The sequence below is a fragment of the Streptomyces sp. NPDC026515 genome (assembly GCF_055567595.1).
In genome coordinates, this window is the sequence record NZ_JBVHQD010000016.1 from 173554 (window position 1) to 189262 (window position 15709).

Annotated in this window: 9 protein-coding genes; 1 reads left to right on the forward strand and 8 read right to left on the reverse strand. The window is 73.1% G+C overall.

Going from position 1 to position 15709, the window contains the following annotated elements; translation table 11 throughout:
- Positions 1–11: 11 nt before the first annotated feature.
- The 5 genes from ACZ4O3_RS30480 to ACZ4O3_RS30500 all read right to left on the reverse strand — a co-directional run bounded on the left by ACZ4O3_RS30480 (position 12) and on the right by ACZ4O3_RS30500 (position 8126).
- The gene (locus ACZ4O3_RS30480) at positions 12–1787 is read right to left on the reverse strand and encodes a GMC family oxidoreductase (protein WP_362730232.1); all 1776 of its coding nucleotides are present in this window, start codon (positions 1785–1787) and stop codon (positions 12–14) included.
- A 76-nt stretch (positions 1788–1863) separates the two neighbouring features.
- Positions 1864–3489: a succinic semialdehyde dehydrogenase gene (locus tag ACZ4O3_RS30485; RefSeq protein WP_467725282.1), complete on the reverse strand. Its 1626-nt coding sequence runs from the start codon at positions 3487–3489 to the stop codon at positions 1864–1866.
- A gap of 136 nt (positions 3490–3625) precedes the next feature.
- A complete protein-coding gene (locus ACZ4O3_RS30490) occupies positions 3626–4573 on the reverse strand; it encodes a serine/threonine-protein kinase (RefSeq protein WP_467725284.1) in 948 nt (315 codons plus the stop codon).
- Positions 4574–4703: 130 nt separating this feature from the next.
- Positions 4704–6404 (reverse strand): LamG domain-containing protein, encoded by a 1701-nt coding sequence (locus tag ACZ4O3_RS30495; RefSeq protein ID WP_467725329.1) that lies wholly within the window; start codon positions 6402–6404, stop codon positions 4704–4706.
- Between the two features lie 117 nt (positions 6405–6521).
- The gene (locus ACZ4O3_RS30500; RefSeq protein WP_467725285.1) at positions 6522–8126 is read right to left on the reverse strand and encodes a serine/threonine-protein kinase; all 1605 of its coding nucleotides are present in this window, start codon (positions 8124–8126) and stop codon (positions 6522–6524) included.
- Positions 8127–8342: 216 nt separating this feature from the next.
- Here ACZ4O3_RS30500 and ACZ4O3_RS30505 point away from each other — a divergent pair, with 216 nt between their 5' ends.
- Positions 8343–8759, forward strand: a complete 417-nt coding sequence (locus ACZ4O3_RS30505) for a hypothetical protein (RefSeq protein WP_362731554.1) — start codon at positions 8343–8345, stop codon at positions 8757–8759.
- Positions 8760–8775: 16 nt separating this feature from the next.
- Here the strand turns inward: ACZ4O3_RS30505 and ACZ4O3_RS30510 are convergent, their stop codons facing one another.
- The 3 genes from ACZ4O3_RS30510 to ACZ4O3_RS30520 all read right to left on the reverse strand — a co-directional run bounded on the left by ACZ4O3_RS30510 (position 8776) and on the right by ACZ4O3_RS30520 (position 15542).
- Positions 8776–10482 (reverse strand): serine/threonine-protein kinase, encoded by a 1707-nt coding sequence (locus ACZ4O3_RS30510; RefSeq protein WP_467725287.1) that lies wholly within the window; start codon positions 10480–10482, stop codon positions 8776–8778.
- A 178-nt stretch (positions 10483–10660) separates the two neighbouring features.
- The gene (locus ACZ4O3_RS30515; protein ID WP_467725289.1) at positions 10661–13354 is read right to left on the reverse strand and encodes a protein kinase domain-containing protein; all 2694 of its coding nucleotides are present in this window, start codon (positions 13352–13354) and stop codon (positions 10661–10663) included.
- 136 nt (positions 13355–13490) lie between these two features.
- Positions 13491–15542 (reverse strand): protein kinase domain-containing protein, encoded by a 2052-nt coding sequence (locus ACZ4O3_RS30520; RefSeq protein WP_362728624.1) that lies wholly within the window; start codon positions 15540–15542, stop codon positions 13491–13493.
- Positions 15543–15709: the final 167 nt, after the last annotated feature.

Below are 15709 nucleotides of genomic sequence, written 5' to 3' on the forward strand. Positions count from 1 at the left end.
GACGCCCGGGCCTACTTCTTCGGGGGGACGGCCGGGACGTCGAGGAACGGCAGGCGCAGCGCTCCGAAAGCCTCCGCCGGGACCGCGGGGCGGTGCGGCTCCACCGCCCGCAGCCGCTGGTACGCCTCGCCCTGCCGGGGCCGCGGGTCCGCCTCACCCTTGTTGGGCCAGTACGACATCGCGCGCTCGGCCTGCGCGGTGATGGTGAGGGACGGGTTCACGCCCAGGTTGGCGGAGACGGCCGCGCCGTCCACGACCGAGATGCCCGGGTGGCCGTAGAGCCGGTGGTACGGGTCGATGACCCCGCTCTCGCGCGAGTCGCCGATCGGGCAGCCGCCGAGGAAGTGCGCGGTGAGCGGGGTGCCCATCAGTTCGCCGACGTTGCTGCCGGCGAAGCCGTTGATCTCGGCGGCGAGCACGGTGGCGGCCTCGGAAGCGGCCCTGATCTGCTTGGGGTTGGGGGCACCGTGCCCCTGCCGGGCGGTGAGCAGGCCCTTGCCGACGCCGTCCGGTTTCAGGTACGTCGTCAGGGAGTTGTCCAGCGACTGCATCACCAGGCCGATGATGGTCCGCTCGGACCAGCGCCGGTTGGAGAGCGAGCGCAGCACGAGCAGCGGGTGGCGGGCCGCGTTCGCCAGCCAGCCGAGGACGCGGGAGGAGCCCTCCGCGTACGGCACCTGGAGGATGGACATGCCGCCCATCGCGTTGGAGCCCTTGCCGTAGCGGACCGGCTCGATGTGCGTGTTCTCGTCCGGGTGGATCGACGAGGTGATCGCGACGCCCCTGGTGAAGTCGGCCTTCGGGGTGCCGTGCGCCCTGCGGTAGCGGCGGTCGTCGGTCTGGGCGCCCACCAGGGCCTCGGAGTTGGTACGGGTGAGGTCGCCCAGCCGGTCGGAGAGATAGGGCAGTTGGCCGCCGGCCTTCATCCGGTGCAGCAGGGTCTGGGTGCCGTAGGTGCCGGCCGCGACGACGACCCGGCGCGCGGTGAGGATCCGGCCCTGCGCCTTCTTGTCGTCGGTGGGCAGGGTCGCGATCGCGTAGCCGCCCCGGGAGTCGTCGGTGACGGAGACGACGGTGGTCATGGGGTGGACGACGGCGCCCGCCCGCTCGGCGAGATGGAGGTAGTTCTCGTTGAGGGTGTTCTTCGCGCCGTGCCGGCAGCCGGTCATGCACTCGCCGCACTCGGTGCAGGCGTTGCGGGCGGGGCCGGCACCGCCGAAGTAGGGGTCGGCGACCTGGTCGCCCGGTGCGGCCTTCGCCTCGCCGGAGGCGTCCTTGCCGTCGCCGAAGAAGACACCGACGGGGGCGAGGTGGAAGGTGTCGCCGACGCCGAGCTTCTCCGCCGCCGCCTTCAGGTGGACGTCGGAGGGGGTCATCGTCGGGTTGAGTCGTACGCCGAGCATGCGCTGCGCCTGGTCGTAGTAGGGACTCAACTCCTCCTGCCAGTCGGTGATGTCACGCCACTGGGGGTCGTCGAAGAAGGCCTTCGGCGGGACGTAGAGGGTGTTGGCGTAGTTGAGCGAGCCGCCGCCGACACCCGCGCCGGCCAGCACCATGACGTTGCCGAGCAGATGGATGCGCTGGATGCCGAAGCAGCCGAGCCTGGGCGCCCAGAGGTAGTTCTTGATGTCCCAGGAGTTCTTGGGGAGGGTCTCGCGGGTGAAGCGGCGGCCGGCCTCCAGGACGCCCACGGTGTAGCCCTTTTCCGTCAGGCGCAGGGCGGTGACCGAACCGCCGAAGCCGGAGCCGACGACGATGACGTCGTAGTCGTAGGTGTCCTGGGGCACGGGTGCTCCTCGTTGAGTTTCGCGTGCGGGCCGTCAGTGGTCGATCGCGCAGTTCTCCGCGCCCCTCATGGGGCGCTCAGCGCAGCCTCAGTGCCTTCATCACCTTCAGGCTGGTGCTCATGAAGGCGGCGTACCTCTCGTCGTCCATGCCGAGGGAGGGGGCCATGGGGAGCAGGCGCTGCTGCGCGACGGTCTGCGCCTCCGTGTACTTGAGGATGCCCTCCGAACCGTGCCGACGGCCAAGGCCCGAGTCCTTCATGCCGCCCATCGGGGACTGGACGCTGCCGTAGGCGGGGGCGTAGCCCTCGTTGACGTTGACCGTGCCGGTGCGCAGGCGGGCGGCGATCTCGCGGCCGCGGCCGCCGTTCTTCGTCCAGACCGAGGAGTTCAGGCCGTACGGCGTCGCGTTGGCGTGCTCGATGGCCTCCTCCTCCGTCTTGAAGCGGTAGAGGGAGACGACCGGGCCGAAGGTCTCCTCCGCGCAGACGGCCATCGCGTCCTCGACGCCGTCGAGGATGGTCGGCTCATAGAAGTAGGGGCCGATGTCGGGGCGGGCGGTGCCGCCGGCGACGACGGTCGCGCCCTTCTCCACGGCCTCCGCCACATGCCGGGAGACGGTCTCCAGCTGTCGCTCACCCACCAGGGATCCCATGTCCGCGCCGTAGGCGAGGGACCTGCCCAGGCGCATGGCCCTGGTGCGGGCCGCGAACCGCTCGACGAAGGCGTCCGCGACCGACTCGTGGACGTACAGCCGCTCGATGGAGATGCAGAGCTGGCCGGCCGAGGAGAAGCAGGCGCGGACCGCGCCGGCCGCCGCCTTCTCGATGTCGGCGTCCTCGAGGACCAGCATGGCGTTCTTGCCGCCGAGTTCCAGGGAGACGCCGACGAGCCGGGCCGCCGCACCCTGCGCGACCTGGCGCCCGGTGCGGGTGGAGCCGGTGAAGGAGACGTAGTCCGCGTGCCGGACGACCTCGGGACCGACGACCGGGCCCTCGCCGAGGACGACCTGGAAGACGCCGGCGGGCAGTCCGGCCTCGATGAGGATGTCACGGGCCCACAGGGCGGTCAGGCAGGTCTCGGTGTCCGGCTTCATGACGACCGCGTTGCCCGCGGCGAAGGCGGGCAACGCGTCGCCGACGGAGAGTTCCAGGGGGTAGTTCCAGGGGGCGATCTGGCCGACCACGCCCCGCGGATGGCGCAGTTCGGTGACCTTGGTGAGGGTGGGCATGGCGCCCGCGTGCCGCTTCGGCCTCAGATAGGAGGGGGCTTTGCGGCCGTAGTGGCGGGCGGCGACGGCGACGGCCTGCACCTCCTCGTGCGCGTGCAGGCGGGCCTTGCCGGTCTCCAGCTGGATGAGGTCGAGGACCTCCGCCTGCCGGGCCAGCACCAGGTCGTGGAAGCGGAGCAGGACGGCCGCGCGCTGCCGTACCGGCACCTGCGCCCACACGGCCTGCGCGGCGCGCGCCGCGTCGAAGGCCTTCGCCACGTCCTCGGGCGTGGACTCGGGCAGGTCGGCCAGCTTCTCGCCGGTGAAGGGCGTGTGGTTGGCCGTACGGCCGGAGCCGACGACGCCCTTGGTGAGCTGGGCGACCAGCTCGGGCGTGACCACGTCGGCCGCGGTTCGGGCCCCTGCGGGGGCGGGGGCGAGCGGGTTCGTGCCGGTGGTGGCCGGTGCGGGGGCCGGGGCCTGCGAGTCCGTCATGAGCCGCAGGGTATGCGCGGAGCGGGCCTTTGGGTACCCGTGGGTAACCCGGATTCACCGACTGCACACATACTGCCAGCGATCACTGGCAGGGAATGCGCTGATCAGGCGGTTGGACGGGGACGATCAGCGTCGGTCAGCCGCGTTCGGGTTTTTTGGCGAGAAGGAGGCCGAGGGCGGCGAAGGGGGTGAGGCGGCGCGGTTCGGGGGCCGTCGGGGGCGGTGCGGCCGGGTGCGACGACGGTGCGGGCGCCGGGGGTTCCGTGACCCACTCCGGCACGGCCGCCCCGGCGACCCCGGCGAGGGCCTCGGCCGTCTCCGGAGCGGCCGGCCGGGCCTCCGGCTCGGCGGCCAGGAGCCGATCCAGGAGCGGGCCGAGGGGGCCGGCGTCCGCGGCGGTGGCCGCCCGCAGCAGCGCGCCCAGCGACCACAGGTCGGAGGCGGGACCGGCGCCGCGCCCAGCCGCGCACTCGGGCGCCAGGAATCCGTCGGAGGCGGCGCGGTCCCCGCGGTCGCCCTGCCCCTGGCGCCCGTCTTGCCTCTGCTGCTCCTCGTGCCCCTGCTGCCCCTGCTGTCCCGCGCCGATGCCGAAGTCGGTCAGCACGACCCGCTCGCCTGCGGCCTCCAGGAGAACGTTGGACGGTTTGAGGTCACGGTGCACGATGCCGACGCTGTGGGCGGCGTGCAGCGCGCCGAGCACCGCGAGTCCGATCCGGGCGGCCTCGGCGGGGGCCAGCGGGCCGTGCGCGGCGAGAGCTTCCCGGAGGGACGGCCCTTCCACCAACTCCATGACCACCCAGGGAAGTTCGCCCTCCAGCAGGACGTCGAGAATGGCGACGGCGGCCGGATGGTCGACGCGAGCGGCGGCCCGGGCCTCGTGCAGCAGACGGTGTGCGGCGCGTTGCCGCTCCTCGGCGTCCGGCTCGCCGGTCAGGCGCGGCTCCTTGACGGCGACCTGCCGTCCGTCCTGCTCGTCGCGGGCGCGCCACACGGTGCCGGTCGGCCCGGAGCCGATGCGCCCGGCGAGCCGGTAGCGCCCGCCGATCAGACGTTCCCCGACCGGCCGTTCGCCGTCTTCACTCATGCCACATGAGTACCTTGCGCACCATGCCCTTGTCGAAGCGGCACGGTCAGCGGACCGCGGAGTCCGGGCCCCATCCTGCGGAAGGGGCCCGGAGAGGTCCCGGAGGGGGCTCGCGGGGAGCCCACGGCCGTCACATGTCGATGCCACCGATGGCGAGTTGGGCGATCTGGGTCCGGGTCAGGACGCCCGCGTAGGTGTGCACCTCGTCGATCGCGCCGGCCAGGTAGTCGGTACCGCCGTCAGGTGTACGCGTGCGGCCGACCTGGAGTGAACCGGCCGGCGTCCAGACGTTCTCACCGGCGACGTCGGCCGTGGCGGCGGGCTGGTCGTAGGTGACGTAGAGGCGGAGCTGGTCGGCCTTCTCGTCGTACACCACCGCGAGGTACTCGTCACTCGACGCGGCCCAGTCGGCGGGCGCGCTGACCGTCGTGGTGGGCGCGCCGGCCCTGTCCTCGTGGGCCACCACCGCCTCCCAGCTCTGCGAGGCGGCGACATAGCGCAGGGTGAACAGGTCGGTGTGGGCGCCGGGCTGGGACAGCACCGTCATGTCGTGGCCGGCGGCGCCGGTGTCGATGCGGGCGTGCGCGGTGACGGAGAACCCGGCGTCGGTCGGGATGACCGCGGTCGGGGTGCTCGCGTAGTCGCCGTCACCGTCGAGGAGGAGGTCCCCGGTGCCCCACAGGGGGTACTCGGCCGGCACGCAGTCGGGGTCGACGGCGCAGTCGTCGCTGCCGGTGTTGACGGTGGCGTCCCCGGCGAGGGTGAGCGGCGCGCCGCCGGCCCGGGCCGGGCTGCTGCCGCCAGTGGCGCTGTCCAGGTCCCAGTAAGCGATCCGTTGTGCCGAGCGCGCGGCCGCGCCGTCGGCCTCCGCCGCCACGAGCACGCGGTCCCAGACGTTCACGTCCGTGAGCAGCCCGTGCCAGTGACCGCCGGTACCGTCGGCGCCGAGCCGCAGTGCCGCCGCCGCGCCGCCGGCCGCCGTGACGCCTCTGGCCGCCGTGCCGGCCGGGTTTCCGTCGACGTACAGCCGCGCGGTCCCCGCCTCGGCGTCGTACACGGCGGCGAGGTGGGCCCACTCGCCCCGCTCGGGAGCGCCGCCGGTGACGCGCGCGGTGCCGCCGTCCCGGGTGGGGAGGGTGAAGGACCAGACAGGCAGGCCGGTCGCCGGGTCGGTCGCGGTGCCCAGGGTGAAGCCGGAGCCGCGGCTGACCGCGGTCGCGGGACCGTCGAGAGTGTCGGGCCGCACCCAGGCGTCGACGGCGAAGGTGCCCGGCGGGTTCGCGGCCGGATCGAGGCTCAGGTATCCCTCGTCCGTGCCGTCCAGCGCGGCGGCGGAGGCCACGCTCGTCCCGGACGGGCCGGAGGCGTCGAGGGTGACGCCGGTGCCGGGCGTGGCGCCCGCGGGGTGCTGCGGGTCCCAGTGGGTGACGGCCGGGCGGCCCCGCGTGACCCGCACGTAGTAGGTGGTCTGCGCGCTGACCCTGCCGGCGGCGTCGACGGCCTGCGCCTGGAGGTAGGTGGCCGTGTCGCGCTCCGGCAGCCAGCGGAACGCGACCGGTCCGCCGGGCACGGACGGCGCGAGGGTGTGCGTGGTGTCGCCGAGCCAGCTGTACCGGTACGAGACGACGTCGTCGGAGGCCGAGTCGATGGTGAACGTGCCGTACGTGCCGACACCGTCGTGCCAGGCACCGTCGTCCGGGTACTCGGCCGACGAGACGACGGGTGCCGCCGGCACCGCCCCGCTCTCGGCCGCCGCGACCGGCACCGCAGCGGCCACCGCCAGTACGGCGAACGCGCACGACACCGCCGCGCCCCGCCCCACCCTCGTCATCCTCAAGACCTCTCCCCATGTCCGTGACAAGCCCGGGTCAACACCGGGCCAAGAGGAGGATGGCCGCACCTCCCGTCCCACGCAACGCATTTGGCATCCGCGCCCGGCGCCCGGCGCTCACCTCGCCACGAACGTGTCCACCGCCACGTCGAAGTACTCCCGCGCCTCCCGCACCTTCCCGACCGGGGCGGACACCCACACGTCGTACATCCGGCCGCCCTCCTCCCAGCACAGGTCGTAGGTGTGCCGGGGGCCCTCCGCCGCGCTGAACCCCTTCCAGGTGAACTCCCAGAAGGCGGCGGGGTGTCCGGAGTGGGTGGTGTCGGTGACCCGGCCGTCGTGGTAGCCGGGGTTCGTGCTCGGCCCTTCGGCGGCCGCCCGCCGCATCGCCGTCCCCGGTCCGCCGGTCTGCGGCTGCGAGACCCTGATGCCGAGCCGGAAGGCCTGCCCGGGCGACAGGTAGAAGACGCGCTGGCCCTGCGGGTCACGGGTGAAGTCCTCCGGTACGGCCAGGGAGAAGCCGCCGGGGTCCCGCGCGAGACGGTAACCGGAGGGCACGGGAGGGGAGTTGGCGGCCGAGGGCGACGGTGAAGGGGACGACGGGGACGACGGGGACGACGTGGTGGCCGTCGGGCGTGCCGTGGCGGCGGTCGCCGTGGTCCCGGGGGCCGGGGTGCCGCCGTGACCGCCGCCGCCGTTGAACAGCAGTACGGCCGCCGACACTCCGGCCCCGGCCATCGCCGCGACCAGCAGCGCGGCGACCAGCACCCCGCGGGGCGAGGACCGGGGCGGCCCAGCCGGTACCGGGGCCGGTGGCCAGGGCACGTCCCGCTGGGTCGGCGTGTAGGCGGAGACACCGACGCCCGCCGCCGCCCGGGCGGGCGTCACGGTCCCCGTCTCCAGGAACCCGCGCAGCATCCGCTCGGCCTCCGCCGCGCCCAGCCGCCGCTCGGGGTCCCGCTCCAGCAGCCCGCGGACCACCGGCAGCAGCGGCTCCGACTGAGCGGGTGGCCGGATCTCGTCGGAGACCACGGCGTGCAGGATCCCGCCGAGCGAGTCGCGCCGGAACGGTGACTCGCCACTGAGAGCCGCGCACAGCAGCACACCCAGCGACCACAGGTCGGAGGCGGGACCGGACCGGGCGCCGGACATCCGCTCGGGTGCGGTGTACTCGGGCGATCCGACGAAAGAGCCGGTCTCGGTGAGCGTGGTGGCGCCCGCGACCTGGGCGATCCCGAAGTCGGTGAGGACGACACGCCCGGTGGCCGTCTCGACGAGCACGTTCGCCGGTTTGATGTCCCGGTGCAGCACCCCGGCCGTGTGCGCCGTCCGCAACGCGCTCAGCAGGGCGATCCCGATCCGCGCGGCCTCCCCGACGTCCACCGGGCCGTTCCGCGAGATCAGGTCGGCGAGCGAACCCCCGACGACCAGCTCCATGACGATGTAGGGCCGTTCGCCCTCCTCGACCACGTCGTGCACCACGATGATGTGCGGGTGGTGCAGCTGCGCGACGGCCTGCGCCTCACGCAGGGTGCGGTCGCGGCGCAGCCGGGCGTCGTCGTCCGGGAGCGAGTCGTCGACGGTGAGTTCCTTCACGGCGACCTGCCGGCCGAGCAACTGGTCGGTGGCGCGCCACACGACACCCATTCCGCCGCGCCCGAGCCGCGTTTCCAGGCGATAACGCCCCGCGATCAGCCGGACGGCTTCCCCGTCGGTCCCCATGGCCCCCATGATGCCCCGCCGGACGGATCCCTTCCGGACGGTGACCGGCCAAGTGTGCCGCCGCGGCAACCATCAGAGGCGATCATTTTCGGCCACATCGGGTTTTGAAATGGATACAGGACATGGCAAGCCGCCCGGGCATAAGCCCCGAGCAAGGTGAAGCGGGCGACCGGAAAAGCGCTACCAAGTGAATCATGGAAGCCTTATTTTGCCTTTATGGAGAACACATGGAAGCGCCTTTCCGTCACGAGTGTCGCGGCGGCGGCCATATTCGCCACGGCCACGGTGACCGATGCCAGCGCGGCGAGTGGCGGCGCGTCGTGCTCCACGTCCGGCGCCTCGGGGAGCCTCACGTTCACCAACTGGTCGGACAATTACGTGGACATCAGCGGCTGGGTGAAGGACACCGCCGCCGACGGTCACCACGTCGCCATTGAACTCATCTCCTCCAACGGCGGCGAGAACCTGAAGGATTGGACCTGGCACCACGAATACGACGGAAACGGATCGACTCTCACCTTCAGCACTCACGCGTCGAGCACCGACAATTGGCTCCGCTATGTCGGTGTGAGCGTGGCGGTCTGGGAAGGGGACAAGATAGTCGGCGGGCACACCTGCGCGGACTGGGCCTGAGCGCCGCTCGACGCCCTCACGGCGCGACTTCGCCCTCCCGCCAGCCCTGGAGGACGGAGGTGAACTGCTTGCTGGTGGTCGCCCAGTCGTCCGCCGGTGAGGCCGTGTAGATCGCGTACTCGACGCCGTCGCTGGTGAAATAGCCGACGTCGACGGCCCGGTACGACCCCGGCACCTTCGCGTCCTTCGCCAGCGCGGTCCACGTGTACTCCCAGCGGGAGCTCGGCAGATCGCGGTACGCGTCCTTCTTCAGGCTCACCGTCGTGTAGTCCACCAGCCTCTCCCGGAGCCGCCTCTCGAGGTTGCGCATGTGGTCGTACGCGTTGGTGTAGTCGGGTGAGGTGTCGACAGCGACGCGTACGAGGTGCGTGCCCCCGTCGGGCGAGTAGTCGATCTGCTCCAGTCCGTCCGTCTTCTTGATGGACACCGAGCGCTTCCAGCCCGCGGGCAGGTACAGCGTGAAGCCCACGGGGTCGTCGTACTTCTTCCAGCCCGCGGGAATCGTGCCCCCCGGGGCCGTGGTCGCGCCCTGGGAGGAAGAGCCGGACGTGGCCGGCGAGACCACGCTGCCGCCGTCGTCCTGCCGCTGCCCGAAGTCCCACTTCTGCAGGGCGACCGCCGCGCCACCGCCGAGCAGCGCGGCCACGGCGACGACGAGCGCGAGCGTGCGCAGCCGGCGCCGCCTGGGCTGGACGGGTACGGGGGCGGACGACGCCGAGGCGACCGCCGTCGGCAGGGACGTGGAGCCCCCCGGGGGCCGCTGCCCCCCGAACGAGCCCCCGTACGCGCCGTCCGGCGAACTGCCGTACGCACTCCCGTACGGCCGCTGCTGCGAGCCTCCGGAGTCCAGCCAGGTTTCGCCGCCGGTCTGCGACCGCGTCGGCACGTACACCTGCGCCCCGCTCGGCCGCCGGCCCTCCGCCGCCTCGGCGAGCATCTGCTCGGTCTCCTCGGGGCCGGGCCGCTGGTCGGGTTCCTTGCGCAGCAGCGCGGTGATGACCGGTTCCAGCGGGCCCGCGTTGCGCGGTTCGGTGGCCTCGTCCTCGACGACGGCCTGCATGGTGGTCAGCGGTGAGGTGCGGCGGAACGGCGAACGCCCCTCCACGGCGGTGTACAGCGTCGCGCCCAGCGCCCACAGGTCGGAGGACGGCCCGGGGTCGTGCCCGCGCACGCGCTCCGGCGCGAGATAGTCGACGGATCCGACGACTTCCCCGGTACGGGTGATCGTGGTGTCGCCCTCGATCTGCGCGATGCCGAAGTCGGTGAGGAGGACCCGGCCGTCCCGGCCGAGCAGGACGTTGCCGGGTTTGATGTCCCGGTGCAGCACGCCGGCGCTGTGCGCGGCGCGCAGCGCGCGCAGCACCCACAGTCCGATCCGCGCGGCCTCCCGCGGCTCCACGCGCCCGCGTTCCTTGACCTCGTCGGCCAGCGAGTGGCCCTCGACCAGCTCCATGACGATCCACGGCCGGCCGTCGTGTTCGAGGACGTCGTGGACGGTGACGACGGCGGAGTGGTTGATGCGCGCCGCGGCCCGGGCCTCCGCCCGGGTGCGGGCCAGCAGGACGGCCTGGTCGCTCTCGGAGACGTAGAGCGCGGCCGTCAACTCCTTGATGGCGACGGCTCGGTGCAGCACTTCGTCGTGGGCGCGCCACACCCGGCCCATGCCGCCGCTGCCGATGATGTCGGCCAGCCGGTAGCGGCCCGCGATGAGCAGGCCCTGCATCTGATTCACGTTGCCCCGCAATGGTCTTGTCAGGGTCAGACTAAGGACCCCCCTGCGGTCATGGAACGGGTGGGGTCCCACGGAGACAGCACTGTGACGGTTTTCGCTTTCGGCACGGAAAGTGAACAGAATCCGCCCTTCGGAACGGGAACCATTCGACCCGCACCGGCGTTGACGCTCAGCCCGTGTACTTGTACGTCGACGAGGCCTGCTCGTACAGCCGTGTGACCTCGTCCCGTTCCGACTCCGGGCCGCGGACCTGCACGACGTGGTACCGCCCGTCGATCAGGAACACCATGTTCCGAACGAACAGGTCGCCCTGCCCGCTGTCCGTCCAGGTGAACTGCCCCTCGGCCGACACCTGCTGACCCACCGTGATGGTCCGCAGCCCGCCCGCCGTGGCCCAGCTGGAGTCCCGGTACGGCTGCAACTCCCGCTCCTTGTCCCGCTGGTACGTCATCGGGTCGTTGCCGTAGGCCGCCGCGCCGTCCCGCCCGGGGACGACGATCAGCTCGAACTTCCCGTGCGAGTAGATCACCTGGCCGCTGCCGTTGCGCGGTGCGCGGCTCCAGCCCTGGGCGACGGCGACCTGGAAGCCGTCCGGGTCGTCGCGCAGGGTGAAGCCGTCTGCGGCCGTGGCGCCGCCCGTCGAACCGGCGGTGGTCTGCGTCTCGGTGGACGGCGTCGTCGTCTGCGTCGGTGTCCGCCCGGGGGTCGGGCTCGGACTCGGCGCGGCACTGGCCTCGCCGGCCGTGCCCGTCCGGTCGCCCCTCGCCGCGCCGCCGTTGTCCGCGCTGTCCTTCTTCGGCAGGAACAGCATGGCGTACGCGACCGCGGCGGCCAGCAGGAGCAGCACCAGCAGAAGCAGCGTACGGCCCAGCCTGCGCGGGGACTTGGCCTCCTGACGGGCCCGCTTGTGGCGGCCGTGCGGACCGGTCGCCGGAAGTCCGGCCCGCCGCCAGCGCACCAGCTGCCCGCGCCGCCGGACGATCGGCAGCCGGGCCGGGTCGGCGGCGGGCGGAGCGGAGACGACATGCGTGCCGGCGTCCGGCTCGGGCGCGGACCGCACCAGCGAACGCAGCCAGCCGCGCAGCTCCTCGAAGTCCAGCCGCTCGGTGGGGTCCTGGCGCAGCAGCGACTCCACGACCGGCCGGAGCGACCCGCACTCCTCCGCGAAGGCGGGCGGCTCCGAGCACACCAGCTGCACCAGCTCGGCCGTCGACTCCTCCGGATACGGCGCGTGTCCCTGCACGGCCCTGAAGAGCAGCGCCCCGAGCGCCCACAGGTCGGTGGCCGGCCCGATGGGCGCCGCCAGCTGCCAGTTCTCGTGCACGGGCCCGGCCTGTTCCGGCGCCCAGCGCTCGGTCACCGGCCCGACCACGGTCATCCGCACCTGCCGGGCCCGCTCGGCGGCCAGCGCGGTGGCGGGCCCGCGCCGCCCGGTCACGACGGCCCCCGGTTCGCCCCAGCGGGGGGGCTGCGCGGGCACGACCGGTCGCGGGAGGTCGGCGCCGGGGCCGACCGCCGCAAGCGCGGTGCGCTCCGCGGCCGGCGTGCCGGGCTGGGGTACCGCCCCGTGCCAGAGCGAGGGCGCACCGGCCACCCCGTACGGATCGGCGATCTGCCCGGGCGGCACACTGCCCGAGGCCCGCTGCCCGCCGCCCGGCGCCTCCAGGTGCGCCTGCCCGTTCGCGTACGGCGGCTGAGCCGCCCCGCCCTCGTGTCCCGGGGCGTAGGGCGGTTGAACGGCCCCGCCCGCGTACGGCGACTGTGCGGCGCCGTCGGCCTGGTCCGGACCGTAGGACGGGCGCGGTACGGGCGTACCGGTTCCGGTGTCCGTGTCGGCCGCCGGCCGGGCGCCGGGAAGCGCGGCCCGCCCGTTCTGCTGGGACTCCTGGACCCGGGCCGCGGCCCTGGCCCCCGCCCGGTACGCGGCGATCGCCCCGGCCCGTGCGGCCCGGACGTCCCCACCGCTCTCCAGCGCGCGCCGCTCCACCGCGCCCGTACCGGGGCCGCCCGAACCCTCCTCCGGTCCGGCTCCCGGCAACCCGCCGGCCGCCCGGGCCTGGATGGCGGCGCGCCGCGCGGCCTCGGGATCCGTCTCCGGCGCGCCGGGCGCCCGCCGCGCGCCGGCCGTACCACCCGACGCACCACCCGTGCTTCCGATGCCCCCGACGGCGAGGCCGCCAGGACCTCCGGGACCGGCCGAGCCGCCGGGTGTGGCGGAACCTTCCGCCTCCGCGCCGCCGTCTCCCTCCGGCACCGGGTCGTACCCGCACAGTGCCTCTTCCGCCGCTCCGACCGCGAGGCCGGTCAGCATCACCCGGCCGTCGTCGCAGACCAGGACCGTGCGGGCGGTGATGTTGCGGTGCACCCAGCCGTGCGCGTGCAGCACCCGGAGCGCCATCAGCACGTCCGAGGCGACCTCGGCCGCCCGGTACGGCGACAGTGTCCGCTCGGCGAGCATGCTCGCCAACGACCGCGCGGCCACGAACTCGCTGACGATCCAGAGCGAACCGCCCTCGGCGAACACGTCGAAGACCTGGTCGAGCCGGGGATGGTCGGGTATCCGGGCGGCGGCCTGCGCGGCCTCCACGGCGCGGCGCACCGCCGGATCGCTCGGCCGGCGTGTCGCGGTGCGGGCGGCCGGTGGCCGACGCGCGCCACGGTCACGGGCCGTGAACCCGTCGGGCAGCCCCTCCGCGTCGAGCACCTCCGCCTCGACGATCTCCGGCAACGGCACCTGCCGGACGTACACTTCCTGCCCGCTGTAGGTGTCGAAGGCCCGGGTCTCGGTGTGTTCGTACTCGTCGGAGGGGGGCAGGGGCAGGCGGTAGCGGTCGGCGAGTACCCGACCCGCGTAGTCGTCCACGTTGCCTCCCCCGGCCGGCCGGTGGTCAAATCCGCTCGTTTCGCGGGCCGTTCCGCATACCTGCCTGGATGCGTACGGTCCGCAACCACTCACGATACGTGCCGGAGGCAAATCGCAATGAGGGGATGCGGATTTGTCACTTGGGCTCGAAGCTCGCCGTCAGCGTCTTCCAGGTGTTCTCGCGCAGCTCACCGCTCCAGTCGGCGGCCTTCGCGGTGTACATCAGCGCGTACCCCTGCTTCGGGCTGACGACGAACCCCCGGTCGACGGTCCGGTACCGGGTGCCGCCGTCGACGTAGGTGAACTCCCAGTCGGCCGTGTTCCAGCCGCGGTAGCTCACCTGCGCTATGCGGATCTTCTGGTACTGGGAGCGCACCATGTACCGCTCCTGGTTCTTCCAGTCCGCCACCGGGTCGTCCTTGGGCGTGCTCGTCCACGCGACCAGCAGCTTCTGCCCGTCGGGCCCGGTGAACCGGTCTCCGGCGGAGCTGCCGGTCTGGAACTTCCAGCCCTTGGGCAGCCCGATCGAGTACCCCTGGCCCCCGTCGTACTTCTGCGCCACCGAGGTGCTGCCGTCGTCACTGCCACTGGAGTTCGACGTCGAGGAACCGTTGTCGTCCGACGTGCCGGTGTCCCCCGAGTTCCCGGAGGTCGAGGCCGCCGCGGAGTCACCGTCCGTCTCCGTGCCGCCGCTCGTGTCCTCCTTGGTGGAGGCCCCCCCGCCGGACCCCGAACCGGAGCCCGAACCGGAACCGGAACCCGCACCCGTGCTCGCGCCCGAGGTGGCCACCGCCTTGGAACCGCCGCTCTTGCCGCTTCCCTTGCCGTCCCCGTCGCCGCCGCCCAGTGTGAGGGCGAGCACGGTGCCGAGCACCGCGAGGGCCACCACCACGGCGATGATCACCAGGGTCCGCTTCGGTACCACGTCCGTGATCGGGGCCCGGGGCACGGACCGTGGTGCCAGGTCCAGGTCCGGCGGCGGCATCACGGGCCACCCGGAATCCGCCTTGCCGGCGGCGGCACCGGAGAGAGGACCGCCGGTGGGACGCGCACCGCCGGTGGAACCGGCAACCGGGGCCGAACCGGAACCGGTCGGGCCCTTGGAGGCGGCCGCCTCGGCGGCGGTGCTCTTCGACCGGGCCACGGACGCGGCACCCGCCGCTCCCGCGGCACCGGCGGCCTTGCGCACGGACCGCAGCGCTCCGCGCAGCTTCTCCCCGGCCTCCTCGCCCCGCCTGGCCGCGGTGCCCTTCTCCTCCTTCGGCGCGTCCGGCTGCGGAGGCAGCGGGACGACCCGCGTGGCGTCGACGGGCGGCTCCTGCGGCGCGCTGATCACCGCGTTGAGCATCGCCCGTGCGCCGGCGTCGTCCAGCCGCTTGGCCGGGTCCTTGGTGAGCAGGCCGTAGATGACGTCCCTGAGCGGTCCCGCGTTCTTCGGCTCCTCCAGCTGCTCGGTCATCACCGCGGTCAGCGTGGCGATCGCCGACCCCTTGTCGTACGGCGGGGCACCCTCGACCGCCGCGTACAGCAGGCCGCCGAGCGACCAGAGGTCGGCCGCCGGGCCGGGCTTGTGACCGCGGGCCCGCTCCGGGGAGATGTAGGAGGGGGCACCGACGAGCATGCCGGTGGAGGTGATCGACGGGTCGCCCTCGACCTGGGCGATACCGAAGTCGGTGAGCACGACCCGGCCGTCGCCCTCGGCGATCAGCACGTTGGACGGCTTCACGTCCCGGTGCAGGATGCCCTCGCGGTGCGCCGACCGCAGCACGTCCAGGATCGCGAGCCCGACCTCGGCCGCGCGCCTGGGCTTGAGCAGGCCGTCCTCCCGGATGACCTCGGCCAGCGACTTGCCCTCGACCAGCTCCATCACGATCCAGGGCCGGTCGTCCTCCTCGACCACGTCGAAGACCGTCACCGCGCTGTTGTTGCGGATCCGGGCGATCGCCTTGGCCTCGCGCAGCGTGCGCGTGATCAGGCGCCGCTTCTCCTCCTCGTCGATGTTCGACGGGAACCGAAGCTCCTTGACGGCCACCGTCCGGCCGAGGGTCTCGTCCTCGGCACGCCACACCGTGCCCATGCCGCCACGGCCGAGCACTCGTCCCAGCCGGTACCGCCCGGCGAGAAGACGGTCACTGTTGTCCTGACGAGTCTCCTGACGGGAATTACCCGCCCGCTCCGCCTCCGACATGCGTCCCCTCATGCAACCCGCCCTGACAGAGCCTTCATTGTCCCTCACCCGACAAGTGCCCGACGCCCAGGGGCCCCCTGACCGCGCATCGGGGCCGACCGGCCGGAACCCCCGGTGACGAGGGCGTCACGCTCGCCGGGATGATGGGCCGCGACAAGGGAGGAATC

What these genes read in the sequence shown, in the direction of transcription:
- ACZ4O3_RS30485 (WP_467725282.1), bottom strand. Translation starts at nt 3,489, where the DNA reads ATGACGGACTCGCAGGCCCCGGCCCCCGCACCGGCCACCACCGGCACG.
- ACZ4O3_RS30490 (WP_467725284.1), bottom strand. Translation starts at nt 4,573, where the DNA reads ATGAGTGAAGACGGCGAACGGCCGGTCGGGGAACGTCTGATCGGCGGG.
- ACZ4O3_RS30495 (WP_467725329.1), bottom strand. Translation starts at nt 6,404, where the DNA reads ATGACGAGGGTGGGGCGGGGCGCGGCGGTGTCGTGCGCGTTCGCCGTA.
- ACZ4O3_RS30500 (WP_467725285.1), bottom strand. Translation starts at nt 8,126, where the DNA reads ATGGGGACCGACGGGGAAGCCGTCCGGCTGATCGCGGGGCGTTATCGC.
- ACZ4O3_RS30505 (WP_362731554.1), top strand. Translation starts at nt 8,343, where the DNA reads ATGGAGAACACATGGAAGCGCCTTTCCGTCACGAGTGTCGCGGCGGCG.
- ACZ4O3_RS30510 (WP_467725287.1), bottom strand. Translation starts at nt 10,482, where the DNA reads ATGCAGGGCCTGCTCATCGCGGGCCGCTACCGGCTGGCCGACATCATC.
- ACZ4O3_RS30520 (WP_362728624.1), bottom strand. Translation starts at nt 15,542, where the DNA reads ATGTCGGAGGCGGAGCGGGCGGGTAATTCCCGTCAGGAGACTCGTCAG.